This is a genomic window from Deinococcus metalli, from assembly GCF_014201805.1.
In the GTDB taxonomy this organism is placed as follows: Bacteria; Deinococcota; Deinococci; order Deinococcales; family Deinococcaceae; genus Deinococcus; species Deinococcus metalli.
Genome location: NZ_JACHFK010000001.1, coordinates 136,816 through 151,044, shown reverse-complemented (window position 1 = coordinate 151,044; position 14,229 = coordinate 136,816). Strand labels below are relative to the sequence as shown.

General features: G+C 71.6%; 18 protein-coding genes. 11 read left to right on the top strand and 7 right to left on the bottom strand.

Annotation, left to right across the window (positions count from 1 at the left end; genetic code table 11):
- Nucleotide 1 precedes the first annotated feature (1 nt).
- The 4 genes from HNQ07_RS00785 (at nt 2) to HNQ07_RS00770 (ending at nt 3,335) form a co-directional block, all read left to right on the top strand.
- Nucleotides 2–502 carry a hypothetical protein gene (locus HNQ07_RS00785; protein WP_184108886.1) on the top strand — a complete coding sequence of 167 codons (501 nt, stop codon included), beginning with the start codon at nt 2–4 and terminating at the stop codon, nt 500–502.
- Between the two features lie 81 nt (nt 503–583).
- Nucleotides 584–2,035 carry a sigma 54-interacting transcriptional regulator gene (locus HNQ07_RS00780; protein ID WP_184108884.1) on the top strand — a complete coding sequence of 484 codons (1,452 nt, stop codon included), beginning with the start codon at nt 584–586 and terminating at the stop codon, nt 2,033–2,035.
- 116 nt (nt 2,036–2,151) lie between these two features.
- Complete coding sequence (locus HNQ07_RS00775; protein WP_184108882.1) at nt 2,152–2,676, top strand: hypothetical protein; 525 nt, start codon at nt 2,152–2,154, stop codon at nt 2,674–2,676.
- An 8-nt stretch (nt 2,677–2,684) separates the two neighbouring features.
- Nucleotides 2,685–3,335: a GNAT family N-acetyltransferase gene (locus HNQ07_RS00770; protein ID WP_184108880.1), complete on the top strand. Its 651-nt coding sequence runs from the start codon at nt 2,685–2,687 to the stop codon at nt 3,333–3,335.
- Here the strand turns inward: HNQ07_RS00770 and HNQ07_RS00765 are convergent.
- Entirely contained in the window at nt 3,313–3,876 is a 564-nt protein-coding gene (locus HNQ07_RS00765; protein WP_184108878.1) for a 3'-5' exonuclease, read from the bottom strand. The genes HNQ07_RS00770 and HNQ07_RS00765 overlap by 23 nt on opposite strands.
- A gap of 51 nt (nt 3,877–3,927) precedes the next feature.
- Here HNQ07_RS00765 and HNQ07_RS00760 point away from each other — a divergent pair, with 51 nt between their 5' ends.
- A complete protein-coding gene (locus HNQ07_RS00760) occupies nt 3,928–4,254 on the top strand; it encodes an SMR family transporter (RefSeq protein ID WP_221274662.1) in 327 nt (108 codons plus the stop codon).
- 7 nt (nt 4,255–4,261) lie between these two features.
- On the opposite strand, the gene uvsE is transcribed toward HNQ07_RS00760, so the two are convergent.
- The 3 genes from uvsE to HNQ07_RS00745 all read right to left on the bottom strand — a co-directional run bounded on the left by uvsE (nt 4,262) and on the right by HNQ07_RS00745 (nt 6,495).
- The gene (gene uvsE / locus HNQ07_RS00755; RefSeq protein ID WP_184108876.1) at nt 4,262–5,155 is read right to left on the bottom strand and encodes a UV DNA damage repair endonuclease UvsE; all 894 of its coding nucleotides are present in this window, start codon (nt 5,153–5,155) and stop codon (nt 4,262–4,264) included.
- On the bottom strand, nt 5,152–5,328 hold the full coding sequence (locus HNQ07_RS00750; RefSeq protein WP_184108874.1) for a DUF2256 domain-containing protein: 177 nt from the start codon (nt 5,326–5,328) through the stop codon (nt 5,152–5,154). Before HNQ07_RS00750 ends, uvsE begins: the two co-directional genes overlap by 4 nt.
- Nucleotides 5,329–5,406: 78 nt before the next feature.
- On the bottom strand, nt 5,407–6,495 hold the full coding sequence (locus HNQ07_RS00745; protein ID WP_184108872.1) for a 3-deoxy-7-phosphoheptulonate synthase: 1,089 nt from the start codon (nt 6,493–6,495) through the stop codon (nt 5,407–5,409).
- A 244-nt stretch (nt 6,496–6,739) separates the two neighbouring features.
- Here HNQ07_RS00745 and HNQ07_RS00740 point away from each other — a divergent pair, with 244 nt between their 5' ends.
- Complete coding sequence (locus tag HNQ07_RS00740; RefSeq protein ID WP_184108870.1) at nt 6,740–7,405, top strand: hypothetical protein; 666 nt, start codon at nt 6,740–6,742, stop codon at nt 7,403–7,405.
- A 33-nt stretch (nt 7,406–7,438) separates the two neighbouring features.
- Here HNQ07_RS00740 and HNQ07_RS00735 read toward each other — a convergent pair whose 3' ends face one another.
- Together HNQ07_RS00735 and HNQ07_RS00730 are read right to left on the bottom strand one after the other, a co-directional pair.
- Nucleotides 7,439–8,107, bottom strand: coding sequence for a response regulator transcription factor (locus HNQ07_RS00735; protein ID WP_184108868.1), 669 nt, complete (start codon nt 8,105–8,107; stop codon nt 7,439–7,441).
- Between the two features lie 573 nt (nt 8,108–8,680).
- On the bottom strand, nt 8,681–8,986 hold the full coding sequence (locus HNQ07_RS00730; protein ID WP_184108866.1) for a hypothetical protein: 306 nt from the start codon (nt 8,984–8,986) through the stop codon (nt 8,681–8,683).
- Nucleotides 8,987–9,046: 60 nt separating this feature from the next.
- Between HNQ07_RS00730 and HNQ07_RS00725 the strand changes: the two genes are divergently transcribed.
- The 5 genes from HNQ07_RS00725 to HNQ07_RS23900 all read left to right on the top strand — a co-directional run bounded on the left by HNQ07_RS00725 (nt 9,047) and on the right by HNQ07_RS23900 (nt 12,458).
- Complete coding sequence (locus HNQ07_RS00725) at nt 9,047–10,012, top strand: alpha/beta fold hydrolase (protein ID WP_184108864.1); 966 nt, start codon at nt 9,047–9,049, stop codon at nt 10,010–10,012.
- A 91-nt stretch (nt 10,013–10,103) separates the two neighbouring features.
- Nucleotides 10,104–11,144, top strand: a complete 1,041-nt coding sequence (locus tag HNQ07_RS00720; protein WP_184108862.1) for a sugar phosphate nucleotidyltransferase — start codon at nt 10,104–10,106, stop codon at nt 11,142–11,144.
- A 37-nt stretch (nt 11,145–11,181) separates the two neighbouring features.
- Nucleotides 11,182–11,370, top strand: a complete 189-nt coding sequence (locus tag HNQ07_RS00715) for a hypothetical protein (protein ID WP_184108860.1) — start codon at nt 11,182–11,184, stop codon at nt 11,368–11,370.
- Between the two features lie 105 nt (nt 11,371–11,475).
- Nucleotides 11,476–12,210: a YebC/PmpR family DNA-binding transcriptional regulator gene (locus HNQ07_RS00710; protein WP_184108858.1), complete on the top strand. Its 735-nt coding sequence runs from the start codon at nt 11,476–11,478 to the stop codon at nt 12,208–12,210.
- Nucleotides 12,211–12,329: 119 nt separating this feature from the next.
- Nucleotides 12,330–12,458 carry a hypothetical protein gene (locus HNQ07_RS23900; RefSeq protein WP_260322695.1) on the top strand — a complete coding sequence of 43 codons (129 nt, stop codon included), beginning with the start codon at nt 12,330–12,332 and terminating at the stop codon, nt 12,456–12,458.
- Nucleotides 12,459–12,898: 440 nt separating this feature from the next.
- Here HNQ07_RS23900 and HNQ07_RS00705 read toward each other — a convergent pair whose 3' ends face one another.
- On the bottom strand, nt 12,899–13,858 hold the full coding sequence (locus HNQ07_RS00705) for an alpha/beta fold hydrolase (protein WP_184108856.1): 960 nt from the start codon (nt 13,856–13,858) through the stop codon (nt 12,899–12,901).
- Nucleotides 13,859–14,229: the final 371 nt, after the last annotated feature.

Below are 14,229 nucleotides of genomic sequence, written 5' to 3'. Positions count from 1 at the left end.
CATGGCGAACCTGAACGGACGCATTGGCGGAATCACCCAGGGCTACGACGTGCACGCGGACTGGAACGGCGAGCGCCTGTCGGGCCGCATCGGCGGGCGCTTCGAGGGCAAGGACATCCACCTGACGCTGCGCGCCGGCGACGTGGACGGCCGCGTCGGCGGCACCTTCGCGGGCTTCGACGCGGACGGCGACGTGACGCCGGAGCGGGTGGACGTGCGCCTGGGTGGGCGTATCGACGGCGACGACGTGCACCTGGGCCTCCACGGGAACCGCATCGAGGGGCGCTACTCGGGCCGCATCGACGGCAAGGACGTGCGCCTGACGGTCGATGGCGGGCACCTGCACGGCCGGATCGGCGGCGTGGTGGACGGCAAGGACGTGCAGCTGGAGCTGGGGGGCGTGCCGCCTTTGCTGGGCGCCCTGGCCGCGGTGTGCGCGTACAAGGCGCTGGAGGACGAGCAGGCGTCGGACGCGGCGGCGGCGTCACACAGCCCGAGTTGAGTCCGGAGACCACACCGGCTCCGGCATTCCGCCACCACCCGCACATTCCCCTGCACAGGTGCGTGGTAGCGTCCGCGCAAGATGACAGTGACTGCAAGGGCCAGAACGCTCGGTGACCTCCTTTCGACGCCCGGATACGCTGGGCGCACTCCCTTCGACGGCAAGATCCGGCTGGTGCAGGACGAGGTACGCGAGAACCTGACGCGCAAGCTCCGCAGCGGCGAGGAGCTGTTCCCCGGCGTGGTCGGCTACGACGACACCGTGATCCCGCAACTCGTGAACGCGCTGCTGGCGCGCCAGAACTTCATCCTGCTGGGCCTGCGCGGGCAGGCGAAAAGCCGCATCCTGCGCGCGATCACGGGGCTCCTCGACGAGGAGGTGCCGGTGATCGACGGCGTGGACATGCCGGACGATCCCCTCAACCCGGTGGGCGCCGAGGGTCGGCACCTGCTCGAGGCGCACGGCCTGGAGCTGCCGATCCGCTGGCTGCCGCGCGCCGAGCGCTACGTGGAGAAACTCGCCACGCCCGACGTGACGGTGGCCGACCTGATCGGGGACGTTGATCCCATCAAGGCCGCGCGGCTGGGTACCAGCCTGGGCGACACGCGCTCCATGCACTTCGGGCTGCTGCCGCGCGCCAACCGCGGCATCTTCGCCGTGAACGAGCTGGCCGACCTGGCGCCCAAGGTGCAGGTGGCGCTGTTCAACATCCTTCAGGAGGGGGACGTGCAGATCAAGGGCTACCCCATCCGCCTGGAACTGGACGTCATGCTGGTCTTCAGCGCCAACCCCGAGGACTACACGGCGCGCGGCAAGATCGTCACGCCGCTCAAAGACCGCATCGGCTCCGAAATCCGCACGCACTACCCGACCGACGTGAAGCTCGGCATGGACATCACCGCGCAGGAGTCCGTGCGGGCCGAGCACGTGGTCGTGCCGCCATTCATCGCGGAGCTGATCGAGGAGATCGCCTTCCAGGCGCGCGAGGACGGCCGGGTGGACAAGATGAGCGGCGTGTCGCAGCGCCTGCCGATCTCGCTGCTGGAGGTCGCCGCCGCCAACGCCGAGCGCCGCGCCCTGATCGGTGACGGCGAGGCCGTGGTGCGCGTGAGCGACGTGTACGCCGGCCTGCCCGCGATCACCGGCAAGATGGAACTGGAGTACGAGGGCGAACTCAAGGGTGCCGACAGCGTCGCCAAGGACGTGATCCGCAAGGCAGCCGGCGCAGTGTACGCCCGTCTGCTGGGCAGCGCGGACACGCGCGAGCTGGAGAAGTGGTTCGAGAACGGCAACGTCTTCCGCTTCCCGCAGTCGGGCAACGCGGCGGCGGCCGTGAAGGCCACGCGCGAGGTGCCGGGCCTGACGGACCTCGCCGCCGAGGTCGCCGCGTCGGGCAGCGACGACGTGCGCGTGTCGGCCGCCGAGTTCATCCTGGAAGGCCTGTACGGCCGCAAGAAGCTGTCGCGTGCCGAGGAACTGTACGCCGCCCCCGAGCCCGAGACCCGGCAGCAGCGCGGCGGCCGCTGGAACTGAGCCCGGCCCGTCCTCTCACCCCCGGTTCCGTTTTCCTGAAGGAACCGGGGGTAGTGCGTGTCCTGTCGAGCCGCGTCCTCACGCCGTGGGCGGGCAAAACCGCTACGCTGCCCGGGATGAGGCGAGTGGCGGTCCTGCTGGCGATGATGATGGTGTCGATGGCAGGCGCGGCGACTTCTCCTGCTCCTTCACCCTTCACACTGAACAGCCGCTGGACCCTGGACTTCCGCGAGGCCGGGACCGGCCTGAGCGTCAACCGCGCCACCTTCACGGTCGTGAGCGTGGAGCAGTCGGCGGGCACCATGACCAGCTTCGGCCTGGTGGGCGACGACAAGGCCTTCAGCATGGTCGCCGTGATGAACGGCCGGGACGGCACGCTGACCGTCACGGCGCTCACGCCGCTGACCGGCACGCCCAGGCGGGTGCGCCTGTGCGCGTTCGGAACGGGCCGGCCGCCCCTGCACAGCGGCCTGACCCTGACCGTGCCCACCGCCGACCTGGGCACAGCCCTGAACCGTCTGGGCAGGCAGTGGCAGGCGACGCTGGCGGCCCGGCCGAAACTGTCGCCGCTGGCGCTGCTGCGCGTGGCGGCCGGCGACGCCACGGACGGCGCGATCTGCACCGTGCGCCGCGCCCTGTAGGCCCCGGCGTGCTCGCGCCCGAACTGGCCGACGTTGTCGCGTACCACACGCCCCTGTCGGTGATTCAGCGCGAGCAGGGCGGCGCCGTGACGCTGCTCACCCCCGGCGTGAACGTGCTGGCGCTGAACGCGACGTTCCTGCCGGACGACCCCTCCGGCGTGGATCTGGACGCCGTCCGCGAGTGGCACGAAGGCCAGGGCGTGCCCGTGCTGGTCGCGTCCACGCGCGCGGTGCCTGGAGCCCGGGAGGTGGCCCGCGTGCAGGTCGGCCGCTTCACCGGCGGCGTGCCGGAGACCGGGGTGGCCGTCGAGCAGGTGTCGCGCCTGCACCTGGCGGCGTGGGCGGACGTGCTCGCGCGGGCGTACGGCACGCCGGGCTGGGCCGACGCCCTCGCGCGGCACCTCGCGCCGCGGCTGGAGGGCGACCGGGACGCGGCGCTGCTGCTCGCCTACCGCGCCGGCACGCCGGTCGGAGCGCTGCTGTGGCGGGCCTCGGCGCCGGGCGGCGCGGCCCACCTGTGGGGCACGCTGGACGCCGGGGCTGCCGGCCCGCTGCTGGACGCGGCGGCCGGCCTGGGCGGCCCCCTGCGCACGACCGTGACAGATGGGCACGTGCCGCTGGACGGTGCCCAGACCGTCATCTACTCGCTGCTGGAGTGACGGCGGCCTGCCCGAGCAGGTCCAGCAGCCGCACGTACGCCTGCGCGGTCACCTGCACGTCTCCGAAGGAGCGGTGGCGGCCGCCCGGCGCGAAACTCAGGCCCAGCCGCTCGGCCAGCACCGTCAGGTTGTGCGCCCGCTCCTTCGGGAAGGCGCGGCGCGAGAGCTGCACGGTGCAGTGCTCGGCCGCCGGGCGCCACGACAGGCCCAGGCGCGCGGCGTTGGCGCGCATGAACCCGCCGTCGAACCCGATGTTGTGCGCCACGACGCCCGAGGCACCCACGAAGTCGAGGAACTCGGGCAGCACCTCGGCAATGGTGGGCGCGCGGCTCACCATGTCGTTGCTGATGCCGTGCACCCGCTGGGCGTGCCACGGAATCAGCATCGTCTCGCCCGTGGCGGTGGTGGGGCGCACCAGCGTCTCGAAGCGCTGCGACTCGTCAATCCGGCCGTCCACCACGCGCAGCGCGCCGATCTCGACGATGCCGTCACGCTCGGGCGACAGGCCCGTGGTCTCCAGATCGAACACGACGACATCCACGCGCTCCAGGGTAGCGCGCCGGGCGGCGTCCGGCGTGGTACAAGGAGCGCCGTGACCGTGCCCTCTCTGGCCCTGCTGATCGGCGCCGCGCTGGTGTTCAGCGCCGGCGGGTACTTCATGAAGCTCTCGCAGGGCCTGACGGTGCTGGGGCCGTCTGCGGCAGTGTTCGCGTGCTTCGTGCTGGGCGCGGCGCTCCAGGCACTCGCCATGCGCGGCGCGTCCATGAGCAGCACGTACATCATCGTGCTGGGGCTGGAGGCGGTCACGGCCTACGCGCTGGGCGTGCTGGCGCTGGGCGAGCCGCAGTCGTGGCTCAAGCTCGTGGGCGCGATGGTGGTGGTGCTGGGCGTGCTGCTGCTGCGGCTGGCCGACGGCTAGGCCCCGGTCACGCCGGGGGGCCGGCCATCAGCGCGGCGATCGCCTCCTCCTTGCCCTTGGCCTCCACCTCGATCCACGGCACGTCCGCGTAGGCGCTGGGCACCGCCGAGATCAGGTGGCTGTGGCGGCGGTCCTGCGGGCCGTCGATGCCGGTGCTCAGGTGCACGACCTGCCACTGCGGCGGCGACCACGTGGCGCGGGCCGCCAGCACCCACTGCCGCACGCTGGGGTGCTCCTGGTCAGGCAGGCGGTCGTGGACGACGTGGTGGTGCGCGTCGAACACCAAGGGCACGCCGGTCGCCTCGCACACGGGCAGCAGCTCGGCCGGGCTGTACGCGCGCTCGTCGTTTTCCAGCGCAAGGCGGAGTCTCACGCCGTCCGGCAGGTCCGGGATCACGGCCTGGAGTTCGGCTGCCCGGCCGCCCTTGCCGCCGTGCAGCAGCAGCAGGTTCCACACGCTGCGCTCCAGGCCCAGGCCGTCCATCACGCGGGCGTGGGCGCCGATGGCCTGCACGCTGCGGGCCCGCACGTCGGGGCTGTCGGAGTTCAGGACGATGAACTGGTCCGGGTGCATCAGCACGCGGATGTCGGCGTCCAGGAAGGCCTGCCCGGCCGCGCGCAGTTCCGGCGCCAGGCTGTCCAGCACGGCCGCGCCGGTGTCGTCGCCGCCAAGGTCGAGCATCGGGAACAGGGCAGAACTCAGGCGGTACATGCCGATGCCGCGCGCGGCGCAGAACGCCGCCGCCGAGCCGGTGCGCGCGATGTTGTGCGCATAGATGTCCCGCAGCGCCGCCTCGCGCCCGGCCGGGTCCAGCTGTTCGTAGCGCGTGCGGGTGATGGTGCGGAAGCGCAGTTCCGGGCCGACCGTCATGCACACCAGCCCCCACGAGGGCGTGGTCATGCGTCGCCCTTCTTGGACGCGGCCCGGCAGCGGTCGGAGCAGTACTTCACGTGCTCCCAGTCGCGCTCCCACTTCTTGCGCCACGTGAAGGGTCGCCCGCACACCACGCAGACCTTGCTGTCGCGCTGCGACGGTGGGCGGCCCTGGCCGGGCGGCGATGGGTGGTGAGCCATGCCCCACCATGGCGCAGGCCCCGCCGGCAGACCGTAGGCGGGGCCAGGGTTGGGCCGTGCCAGTCCGTGCCGGGTCGCTCAGCTCCGCACGGGTTCGCGCGACAGGGCGGCGTGCGCCTCGAACAGCAGCGCCTCGGTCTCGTCCCAGCCCACGCAGGCGTCGGTGACGCTCACACCGGGCACCAGCCGCGACAGGTCGGCGGGAATGGCCTGCTTGCCGCCCACGAGGTTGCTCTCGATCATCAGGCCCCGGATCGCGCGTTGCCCGGCGGCGCGCTGGTGCAGCACGTCGCGCCACACCAGGCCCTGGCGGGTGTGGTCGCTGCCGCTGTTGGCGTGCGAGCAGTCCACCATCACGGCGGGACTCACGGCAGCGGCGGTCATCAGGTCCGCGGCCTCCTTCACGAACTGCGGCGCGTAGTTGGGACCGCTGCGGCCACCGCGCAGGATCACGTGGCCGTCGGGGTTGCCCAGCGTGTGGACGATACAGGCCTGGCCGTCGTCGTCCACGGTGAAGAAGGCGTGCGGCGCGCGCGAGGCCACGATGGCGTCCACCGCGAGCTTGATGCCGCCGCCGGTGCCGTTCTTGAAGCCCATCGGCGCGCTGACGGCGCTGGCCATCACGCGGTGCGTCTGCGACTCGGTGGTGCGGGCGCCCAGGCACGCCCACGCCACGGCGTCGAACAGGTACTGCGGCGCGAAGGGGTCAAGCAGTTCAGTGGCGACCGGCAGGCCCAGCTCGCTCACCTCGATCATCAGCCTGCGCGTCAGTTCCAGGCCCTTGTTGATGTCGTTGGCGCCGGTCATGTCCGGGTCGAGCAGGTAGCCGCGCCAGCCGACCGTGGTGCGCGGCTTGTCCACGTACACCCGCATCTGCACCTCCAGCCGGTCGTTCACGCGCTCACGCAGGTCGGCCAGCTTCCGGGCGTACTCGACCGCCTGCGCGTGGTCGTGGATCGAGCACGGTCCCACCACGACCAGCAGCCGGTCGTCGCGGCCGTGCAGGATGTCCTGCGCCGCGCGGCGTCCGGCCAGCACGGTGCGCTCAGCGCCGGCGGTCAGCGGGTGACGGGCCTTGAGCGCGCGCGGCGTGATCAGCGGCGTGAACCCCGACACGTTGAGGTTCTCGGTGCGGCCAGCTTGGACGTTCGGATCGGGGTGCGTCATGCGGGGAGGGTCCTTTGCCGGAAACGGCGGAAAGAGACGCGCCCGGTGGCCTTGCGGGGCTCACCGGGCGGTGGGGTCGTGATCAGCGCGAAAGCTAGGCCCGGCGGAACAGGGGCCAATAAAAAAACGCGCTGGAAGACGGCATGACCGGAGTGTAGGCGCGCGCCGCACCTGTGCGCAGGGGTGGTCTAGGACAGCCGGGGCAGATGCAACTCTGGACGTGCCGAACACGTACTGGAAGGTGATGAAGCGTTCCCTGACCGTCCTCCTGACCGGCCTGGCCCTGCTGGGAGGCATGACCGACGCCGCGCGGCGCAGCGGCGGCAGTTTCGGCGGCAGCCGCAGCGTGCCGCGCGTGACCGTTCCACGCGTGAACACCGCGCCCCGTCCGGTGCCCAGCGTACCCAGCCGCTCGCCGGCCACCAGCCAGAGGTCCGCGGCGCTGCCCAGCGCGGCGGCTGTGCGCTCCAGCCCCGCCAACCGGGCGGCCGCCTCGACCGTCACGCCCACGCAGCTCAGCGCGTGGCGAAGTGCGCCGCTGCCTGCCGGAGTGCCGCGCACGGCCCTGACGTACTCGGCCACCCGCAGCAGCGCGTACCCCTACCAGTTGCAGAGCGGCCGGTATTACCCGTACCCACAGGACTACTACCGGCGCCGCGGCATCGGGGCCGACCTGTTCCGGTACGCGGTGATCTTCCTCGCGGTGGACGCCATCGCGGACGCGGCCACGCCGAACCGGGTCATCCCCAGCGGCACGGGCGACCTGAGCGACGTGCCGGCGACGACCGGGAGCGCGGTGGCCCAGGCTCCGTCCGGCCCAAATGTGTGGGCCTACGCCGGGACCGGGCTGCTCGCGGCGGGCGCGGCGTGGTTCGTCTTCGGACGGCGCAGAGGAAGCGCCCGCCGGTAGGAACCAGCGGGCGCTCTCCCCTCTATGTGAGCCCTACGGCGTCTTGAGGGCGTACCCGATGCCGCGCACGGTGCGGATGATGCCGTAGCCGTCCAGGTCACGCAGCTTGGCGCGCATGTTCGCCATATGCACGTCCACCACGTTGCTGTTGCTGGGCAGTTCGCCGTTCCAGACCTCGCGCTCGATCTCCTGGCGGGAGTACACGCGGCCCGGCTGGCGGGCCAGGAAGGTCAGCAGGTCGAACTCCTTGGGCGACAGCCGCACCTCGTGGCCGTTGTAGTGGCACAGCCGCTTCTGCGGATGGATTTCCAGCGCCCCGATCGAGATCACCTCGCCGTGCTGCTGGTGGCGGAGCTGCACCTTCACGCGGGCGACGAGCTCCTCCGGATGGAAGGGTTTGGTCATGTAGTCGTCGGCGCCGGCTTCCAGCAGGTTCACCTTGCGGTCCACGGCGTCCATGGCCGTCAGGATGATGATGGGGACGCTGCTGGTCTTGCGCAGCCGGCGGGCGATCTCGGCGCCGTCCAGGTCCGGCAGTCCCAGGTCGAGGATGACCAGATCCGGCGTGCTCTCGCGCGCGGCAGTCAGGCCGGTCACGCCGTCAGCGGCGCTCAGGACGGCGTAGCCCGCCTGTTCCAGTTCGTACTGGACGACGCGGGTGATGTCCGGGTTGTCCTCGATCAGTAGGATTCGCTGCTCCATATGTGCCCGTGGTCTCCTTTGGGGCCGGGCTGAGGCTTTCCGGCGGCCTGGGACTGGTGACGTCCCGACGCGCTCCCTCCACCCCGCAACGCAACATCAGTTTCGCCAATGGTAGGGGCCGCGCCACGGACGCAGCCGTGGACGCGATTTAGGCTCCCTTAACAGCCGATGCCGATGGTGCCGACATCGAGCAGCAGGCCGGAGCCCATGCGCGTGTGCTGGACAGCGAAACGCCATCTCAGCGGCGATTGAGCGCGACCAGGCCGATATTGCCCAGCTCTGGAACTCGCCTGAAAGTCAGGTGAGAGTCACTCCGGTCTCAGGCCGGCGCCGAGGATGACGGAGGCAACTCAGACCCTCCCAGTCGGCGTCGGTGATGGTGCCCGGAAGACTCAGACGTCGCCATGCGCCTCCGTTCACCCACACGGCACGCTGCCGTCAACAGCCCGGAATGTGGACACTGGCATGAGGTCTGCCGGTCAGCGGCCAGCCGTCAACCTGTGCCAGCGGTCCGGGGCGAAGCGGTTGGCCCACCACCGGGGGTCGAGATGGATCACGACCAGCCCGGCTCCCTCAACCGCTCGGCGCCTCGCCGGGGTCGCCGGGCACGCGGATGGAGTCCACCTGCACGCCGTGCCGCAGCAGGACGGTCTTCAGGCGCTGCATGGCGGCCACGGCGGCCATCCGGTGCTCGGGCAGGAACACCAGGGTCAGGCGGGCGGGTTGCCCGGCGCGCGGTTCCTGTGCCTGCACCTGCAGGGGGCGGCCGAACGCGGCGTCGTGCATCACGTCGTTCAGGATGCGCGCGAAGCCCAGCTCGTCCACGCCGTCGAGCGTGAACGCGATGCCCTGGGGCGCGTCGGGAGCGGAACTGGACATGGCGGCAGGGTAGCGCGTGCCCAGCGAGGCGGACCGCGAGCAGGCTCCTAGAATGGCGCCATGACTCCGGACACCGACCAGCCCCTGCCCCCGTTCGACCCGGACTCGCCGCTGGATTCCGAGTGGCCGGACACGCAGGTGCAGTTCGAGCGGCTGAACGGCGCCGACCTGTATTTCGAGGTGACGGGCGAGGACGACGGCGCGGCCCCGGTCGTGTTCCTGCACGGCGGCCCCGGGTACAACGCGTACTCCTTCCAGGCGATGTTCGGCGAGCGCATGCCGCGCCGCACGGTGTACCTCGACCAGCGCGGCTCGGGGCGCAGCGGCCCGCTGGAGGACACCGAGCAGGGCGCGGACACCCTGGACCTCGATACCCTGGTCGGAGACGTGGAGGCGCTGCGCGAGTTCCTGGGCGCCGAGCGCATCGTGCCGCTGGGCCACGGCTTCGGCGCGCTGGTGGCGCTGGAGTACGCGCGGCGCCTCCCGACACGCACCGAGCGCGTGATCGTGGTCAATCCGTGGGTGCACTTCCCGGCGCTGGCGCTCACGCTGCTGGCCGAGGCGAGCGCGCGCCGCGGCGTGGCGCTGGACGACCCGGCCGCGCAGGTCCGCGCGGGCACGCCCGAGGGCCAGCACCCGGCGGTGGGGGCTGCGCGGATCGAGCAGGCGTTCTCCCTGCTGAACGCCCGCGACCTGCTCAACGCCCTACACTTCCGGGACGCGTCCAGCCGCCTGCGCCTGGAATTCCTGGACGCCGAGGGCCAGCTGGTGGGCGGCGGCGAGGTGCAGCAGGCGCTGGTGAACCAGGGCCTGTGGGAGTTCGAGTACGCGCCCTTCCTGGCCGAGCTGCGCCGCCCGGTGTACGTGATCGCCGGCGTGCACGACCGCAGTTCCTACCCCGAGCAGGTGGAGTACGTCGCGGACCTGGCGGACGGCGACGTGACGGTGCTGGACGCCGGGCACTACCCGTGGCTGGACGCCGAGGACGACTTCGCGGAAGCCCTGGAGGACGCCCTGCGCCGCTGAGGGCCTCTCCGCCCGCGGTCAGTCCTCCGGCCCGCCCGGCCACCTGACCCGCACAGTGCTCATGCGCGGCCGGTATAGTGCAACCGATTTCATGAATGGGCTCATTCTCGCCGCCGGACGTGGCAGCCGCCTGCTGCCAGTCAGCGCCACGCGTCCCAAACACGCGGTGCCGGTGGCCGGTGTGCCAATCATCGCCCGCGCCGTGGACGCGCTGCGCCGCGCGGGCGTGGACCGCATCGGCGTGGTCGTCAGCCCCGCCAGCGAGCAGGACCTGCGCGACGCCACGCAGCACCTCGGACCGCTGCACTTCATCCGGCAGCGCGAGGCGCTGGGCACCGGGCACGCCGTGCTGGCCGCGCGCGACTTCCTGCAGGACGACGCCACGCTGCTGTACCTGGGCGACAACCTCTTCCAGGATGCCCTGACGCCCCTGCGCGCCGCGCTGGAAGGCGGCGCAGACGCGGTGATCGGCGTCAAGCGCGTGCCGAACCCGCAGGCCTACGGCGTGGCGGTCGTCGAGGGCGGCCGGCTGATCCGGCTGGTCGAGAAGCCGGTGCAGCCGGAGAGCGACCTGGCCGCATGCGGCGTCTTCGCGTTCCGCCCGGCGCTGCTCGACGACGTGGCCGCGCTGCTGCCCAGCGAACGCGGCGAGCTGGAATTTCCGCAGGCGATCACGGCCCTGATCGCGCGCGGCGGCCTCGTGCGCGCCGTAGAATTCCAGGGCTTCTGGAGCGACGCCGGCACCCCCGCCGACCTGCTGGTGGCGAACACGCACTTTCTGACCCAGCAGACCGGCCGGGTGGGTGGCCGCGTGCTGAGCAGCGAGCTGCGCGGCCTGATCGTGATCGAGCCGGGCGCCAGCGTGCAGGACAGCGAGCTGACCGGGCCGCTGTGGATCGGGCCGCACGCCAGTATCCGCGGCTCCCTCCTCGGCCCGAACGTCAGCGTGGGCGCTCATGCCCGCATCCACGGCGCGGCCGTGCAGGACAGCCTGGTGGACGAGTTCGCGCGCATCCTGCACCCGGAACGGCCCCTCACGCGGGCGATCATCGGGCGGCACGCGACGGTTACGGCGCCCGGCGTGGGCGAGCTGCACCTCGTGATCGGGGACCGCAGCGTCGCGCAGCAGTAGCCGGAAGAGCGAGCAGGCGGCGCGTATGCTGGGCGGCATGACACCTCCAGAACGGACTCCGGCGCAGCGGATCGAAGGCGTCCCCGAGCGGGAGGGCGAGGTGCTGATCAGCGGGCTGGACACCGGGCCGAGCAACGCCGAGCGCGGCACCCCCACGCCGACCGAGTTGGAGGAGCGGCTGCTGCCCACGCATCCCCTCGACGAACCCACCGACGAGGACGGCTGAAGCCGGCCGGCGGCCCAGGACAGGAGCAGCACGCTAGAATGCCCGCCGTCACGCGCCGCCCCGCAGGGGGCCAGGCGCGATCATCCTGCAAGGAGTGTTCTGAACATGGCCGGTCACAGCAAGTGGGCGCAGATCAAGCGCAAGAAGGGCGCGAACGACAAGAAACGCAGCGCGATGTATTCCAAGCACATCCGGGCCATCCAGGCCGCCGTCCGCTCGGGCGGCAGCGGCGATCCGGCCGGGAACCTGAGCCTGAAAAACGCCATCGCGGCGGCCAAGACCGACACGGTGCCCGCGGACAACATCGAGAACGCCATCAAACGCGCCGTGGGCGCCGCCGAGGGCGCAGCCGAGTACAAGGAAGTCACGTACGAGGGTTACGGCCCGGGCGGCACGGCCATCTTCATCGAGACGCTGACCGACAACGTGAACCGCACGGTGGCCGACATCCGCGCGGTGTTCAACAAGCGCGGCGGCAGTCTGGGCAACAGCGGCAGCGTGGCGTGGCAGTTCGAGAAGAAGGGCGTGCTGCTGGTGCGTGACACCAGCGAGCGGGCGCAGGAGACGGCCATCGAGCACGGCGCCGAGGACATCCAGGAGTCCGAGGACGGCCTGGAGATCAGCACCGCCCCGAACGACCTGTATGCCGTGCAGGACGCCCTGGCCGGCGCGGGCTTCGAGGTCGAGAGCGCGCAGGTCACCATGATCGCCACGAACACCGTGGCAGTGGGCGGCGACGACGTCCGCAAGCTGCTGACCGTGATCGACGCGCTGGAAGAACTCGACGACGTGCAGAACGTCTACTCAAACGCCGACCTGCCCGACGACAGCGACGACTGACCGGCCCCGGACGCGCCGCCGACCCGCTGAAAGACCGCGGTCAGGCGGTGTCCGTCATGCTGGCCCCTGACGGCCCCCTGACCCGTACAGGGCAGGCTGGCCGTGGAGGAGGTGCCCGTATGCTCGGACTGATCGTGCTGCTCACCATTCTCGGCACTCTCGCCGACCTTGCCCGCCGCCAGGAGCACCGGCTGCGCGACATGGCCGCGTCCAGCCCGGACACCCCCCACGGCGCGCCGCCAGCCTGAAGGCTTCCGGAAGGCCGCCAGGACCGGCGATTTCACGCCGGAGTGATGTCGGGAGCGGACCCTTCATACATGCAGCGCCTCGCCCGCTTGTGGTTCCGAGTCACCCACTGCGCCGCCCTCACCCGCCGCAGTGTCCATACCCTCGCAGACGCCGAGGGCATCGAGTAACGCGCACTAGTGGGCCAGCGCTGGCCGGACCGCTCAGGGTTCGGTGACGCGGTCGTCGCCCCCGCGGCCGGGATACAGCACCGGGGCGAGGACGAGCGGCAGGGCGATGGCGGCCAGGGCGAGCAGCAGGGTCATGTCCGCAGTGTGCCGGCCGGGCCATGATCGCAGGATGATCGCGCGTTGGTCCGGCGCAGAGCGGGGCTTGAGTCAGCGCCCAGCGTCCGGGGGTGGGGGGGGTGCCACCCGGACGCCGCCCGCCTCCTCGCTGGTCCTCAGAGATGCGCGGCCCAGAAGGCGTCCAGCGCCGAGCGCACCTCCGGCTGCTTCTCGAAGTGCGGCAGGCCGTCGGTGTCCGGGATACGCACGGCCTGCACGCCGGGCTGCGCGGCGAACTGGGGCAGGCGGTCGAAGGACACGAAGGCGTCTTTGTCGTAGAGCACCAGCGCGGGCACCTGCAGCTTGCTGTACAGCTCGGCGTAGGCGTCCGGCGTGAACAGCTGGCCGCTGATGAAGTACACCGGGGCGTACTTCGCACCCGGCTGACGGGTCGTGTCCACGCTGTAGTCCACCAGGCCCTGATCGACCGGCCCGTGGAACGAGCGGTCGAGGAACGACTCGATCACCGGCCGCAGCCGCAGCAGCCCGTACAGCGGCGTGCTGACGGCGTTCAGGATGCGGTAGAGCCGCTGGCCGCCGTCGTCCGCACTCGCCTGCTGGGTGCCGGGACGCGGCTGGCCCAGACCGCTGGGACTGATCAGCGCCACGGTGCAGATGTGGGCGTCCGAGAGTGCCGCGCGCGCCGCGAATTCGCTGCCCAGCGACAGCGCCACGACGTCCACGTCCGTGCCGAGCTGCGCCACCAGCGCGCTCAGGGCAGACGTCATCAGCGCCGGGGTGTAGCGGATGTCGGGCCGGTCACTGCTGCCGAAGCCCGGCCACTCCAGCGCGTACACGGGACGGGACCCGGCGTACGCGTCCCACAGCGGTTTCATCTCGTAGGCGCTGGCCGCCGCGTTCACAGACGGCGTGAGGATCAGCGGGCGGCCTGTGCCGCGCGTGTCGGCGTAGTACGCGACGCGACCGAAGCCCGGCAGGGTCAGGTACTGCCGCTCGCCACTCACCGCCGGGCGCAGGGTCTGCCCGTCCGGACCGGGGCTCAGGGCCGGAGCGCAGGCGACCAGGACGGCCAGCACCCCGGCGGCCAGCAGCGCGAGTTTCAGCGGGCGTTTCATGCCCTGATCGTGTGGGGCGGGCGCGCGGGCGTCTGTCCGCCCGGGTACCATCCGTCGCCGGGAGTGGCAGGCGCTATTGAAGCCACCGTCCAGCAGTGGGCCGGACTGACTGCGAGCGTCGGCGTTCGTGGCATGTGCGAAGGTGAAGGTGGGCGCCTGCAACGGGCTTCCCCAGCCTCCAGCCCCCGACCCGAGACTCGAAGCGCTGCGCAGCAGCGGGTCAGGGGGAGCGGCGCTGCGCTCGGCAGGTGGTCGCCATATCCTTCAGGCTCGCTTCACACGGAGTCTCGTCAGCGTGGGGCCGCGTCCTTGCCTCGCGCGTGCACGCCGTCAGCGCCCGCGCGCTTCGCGCCCATGAGCGAGTGAGCCTG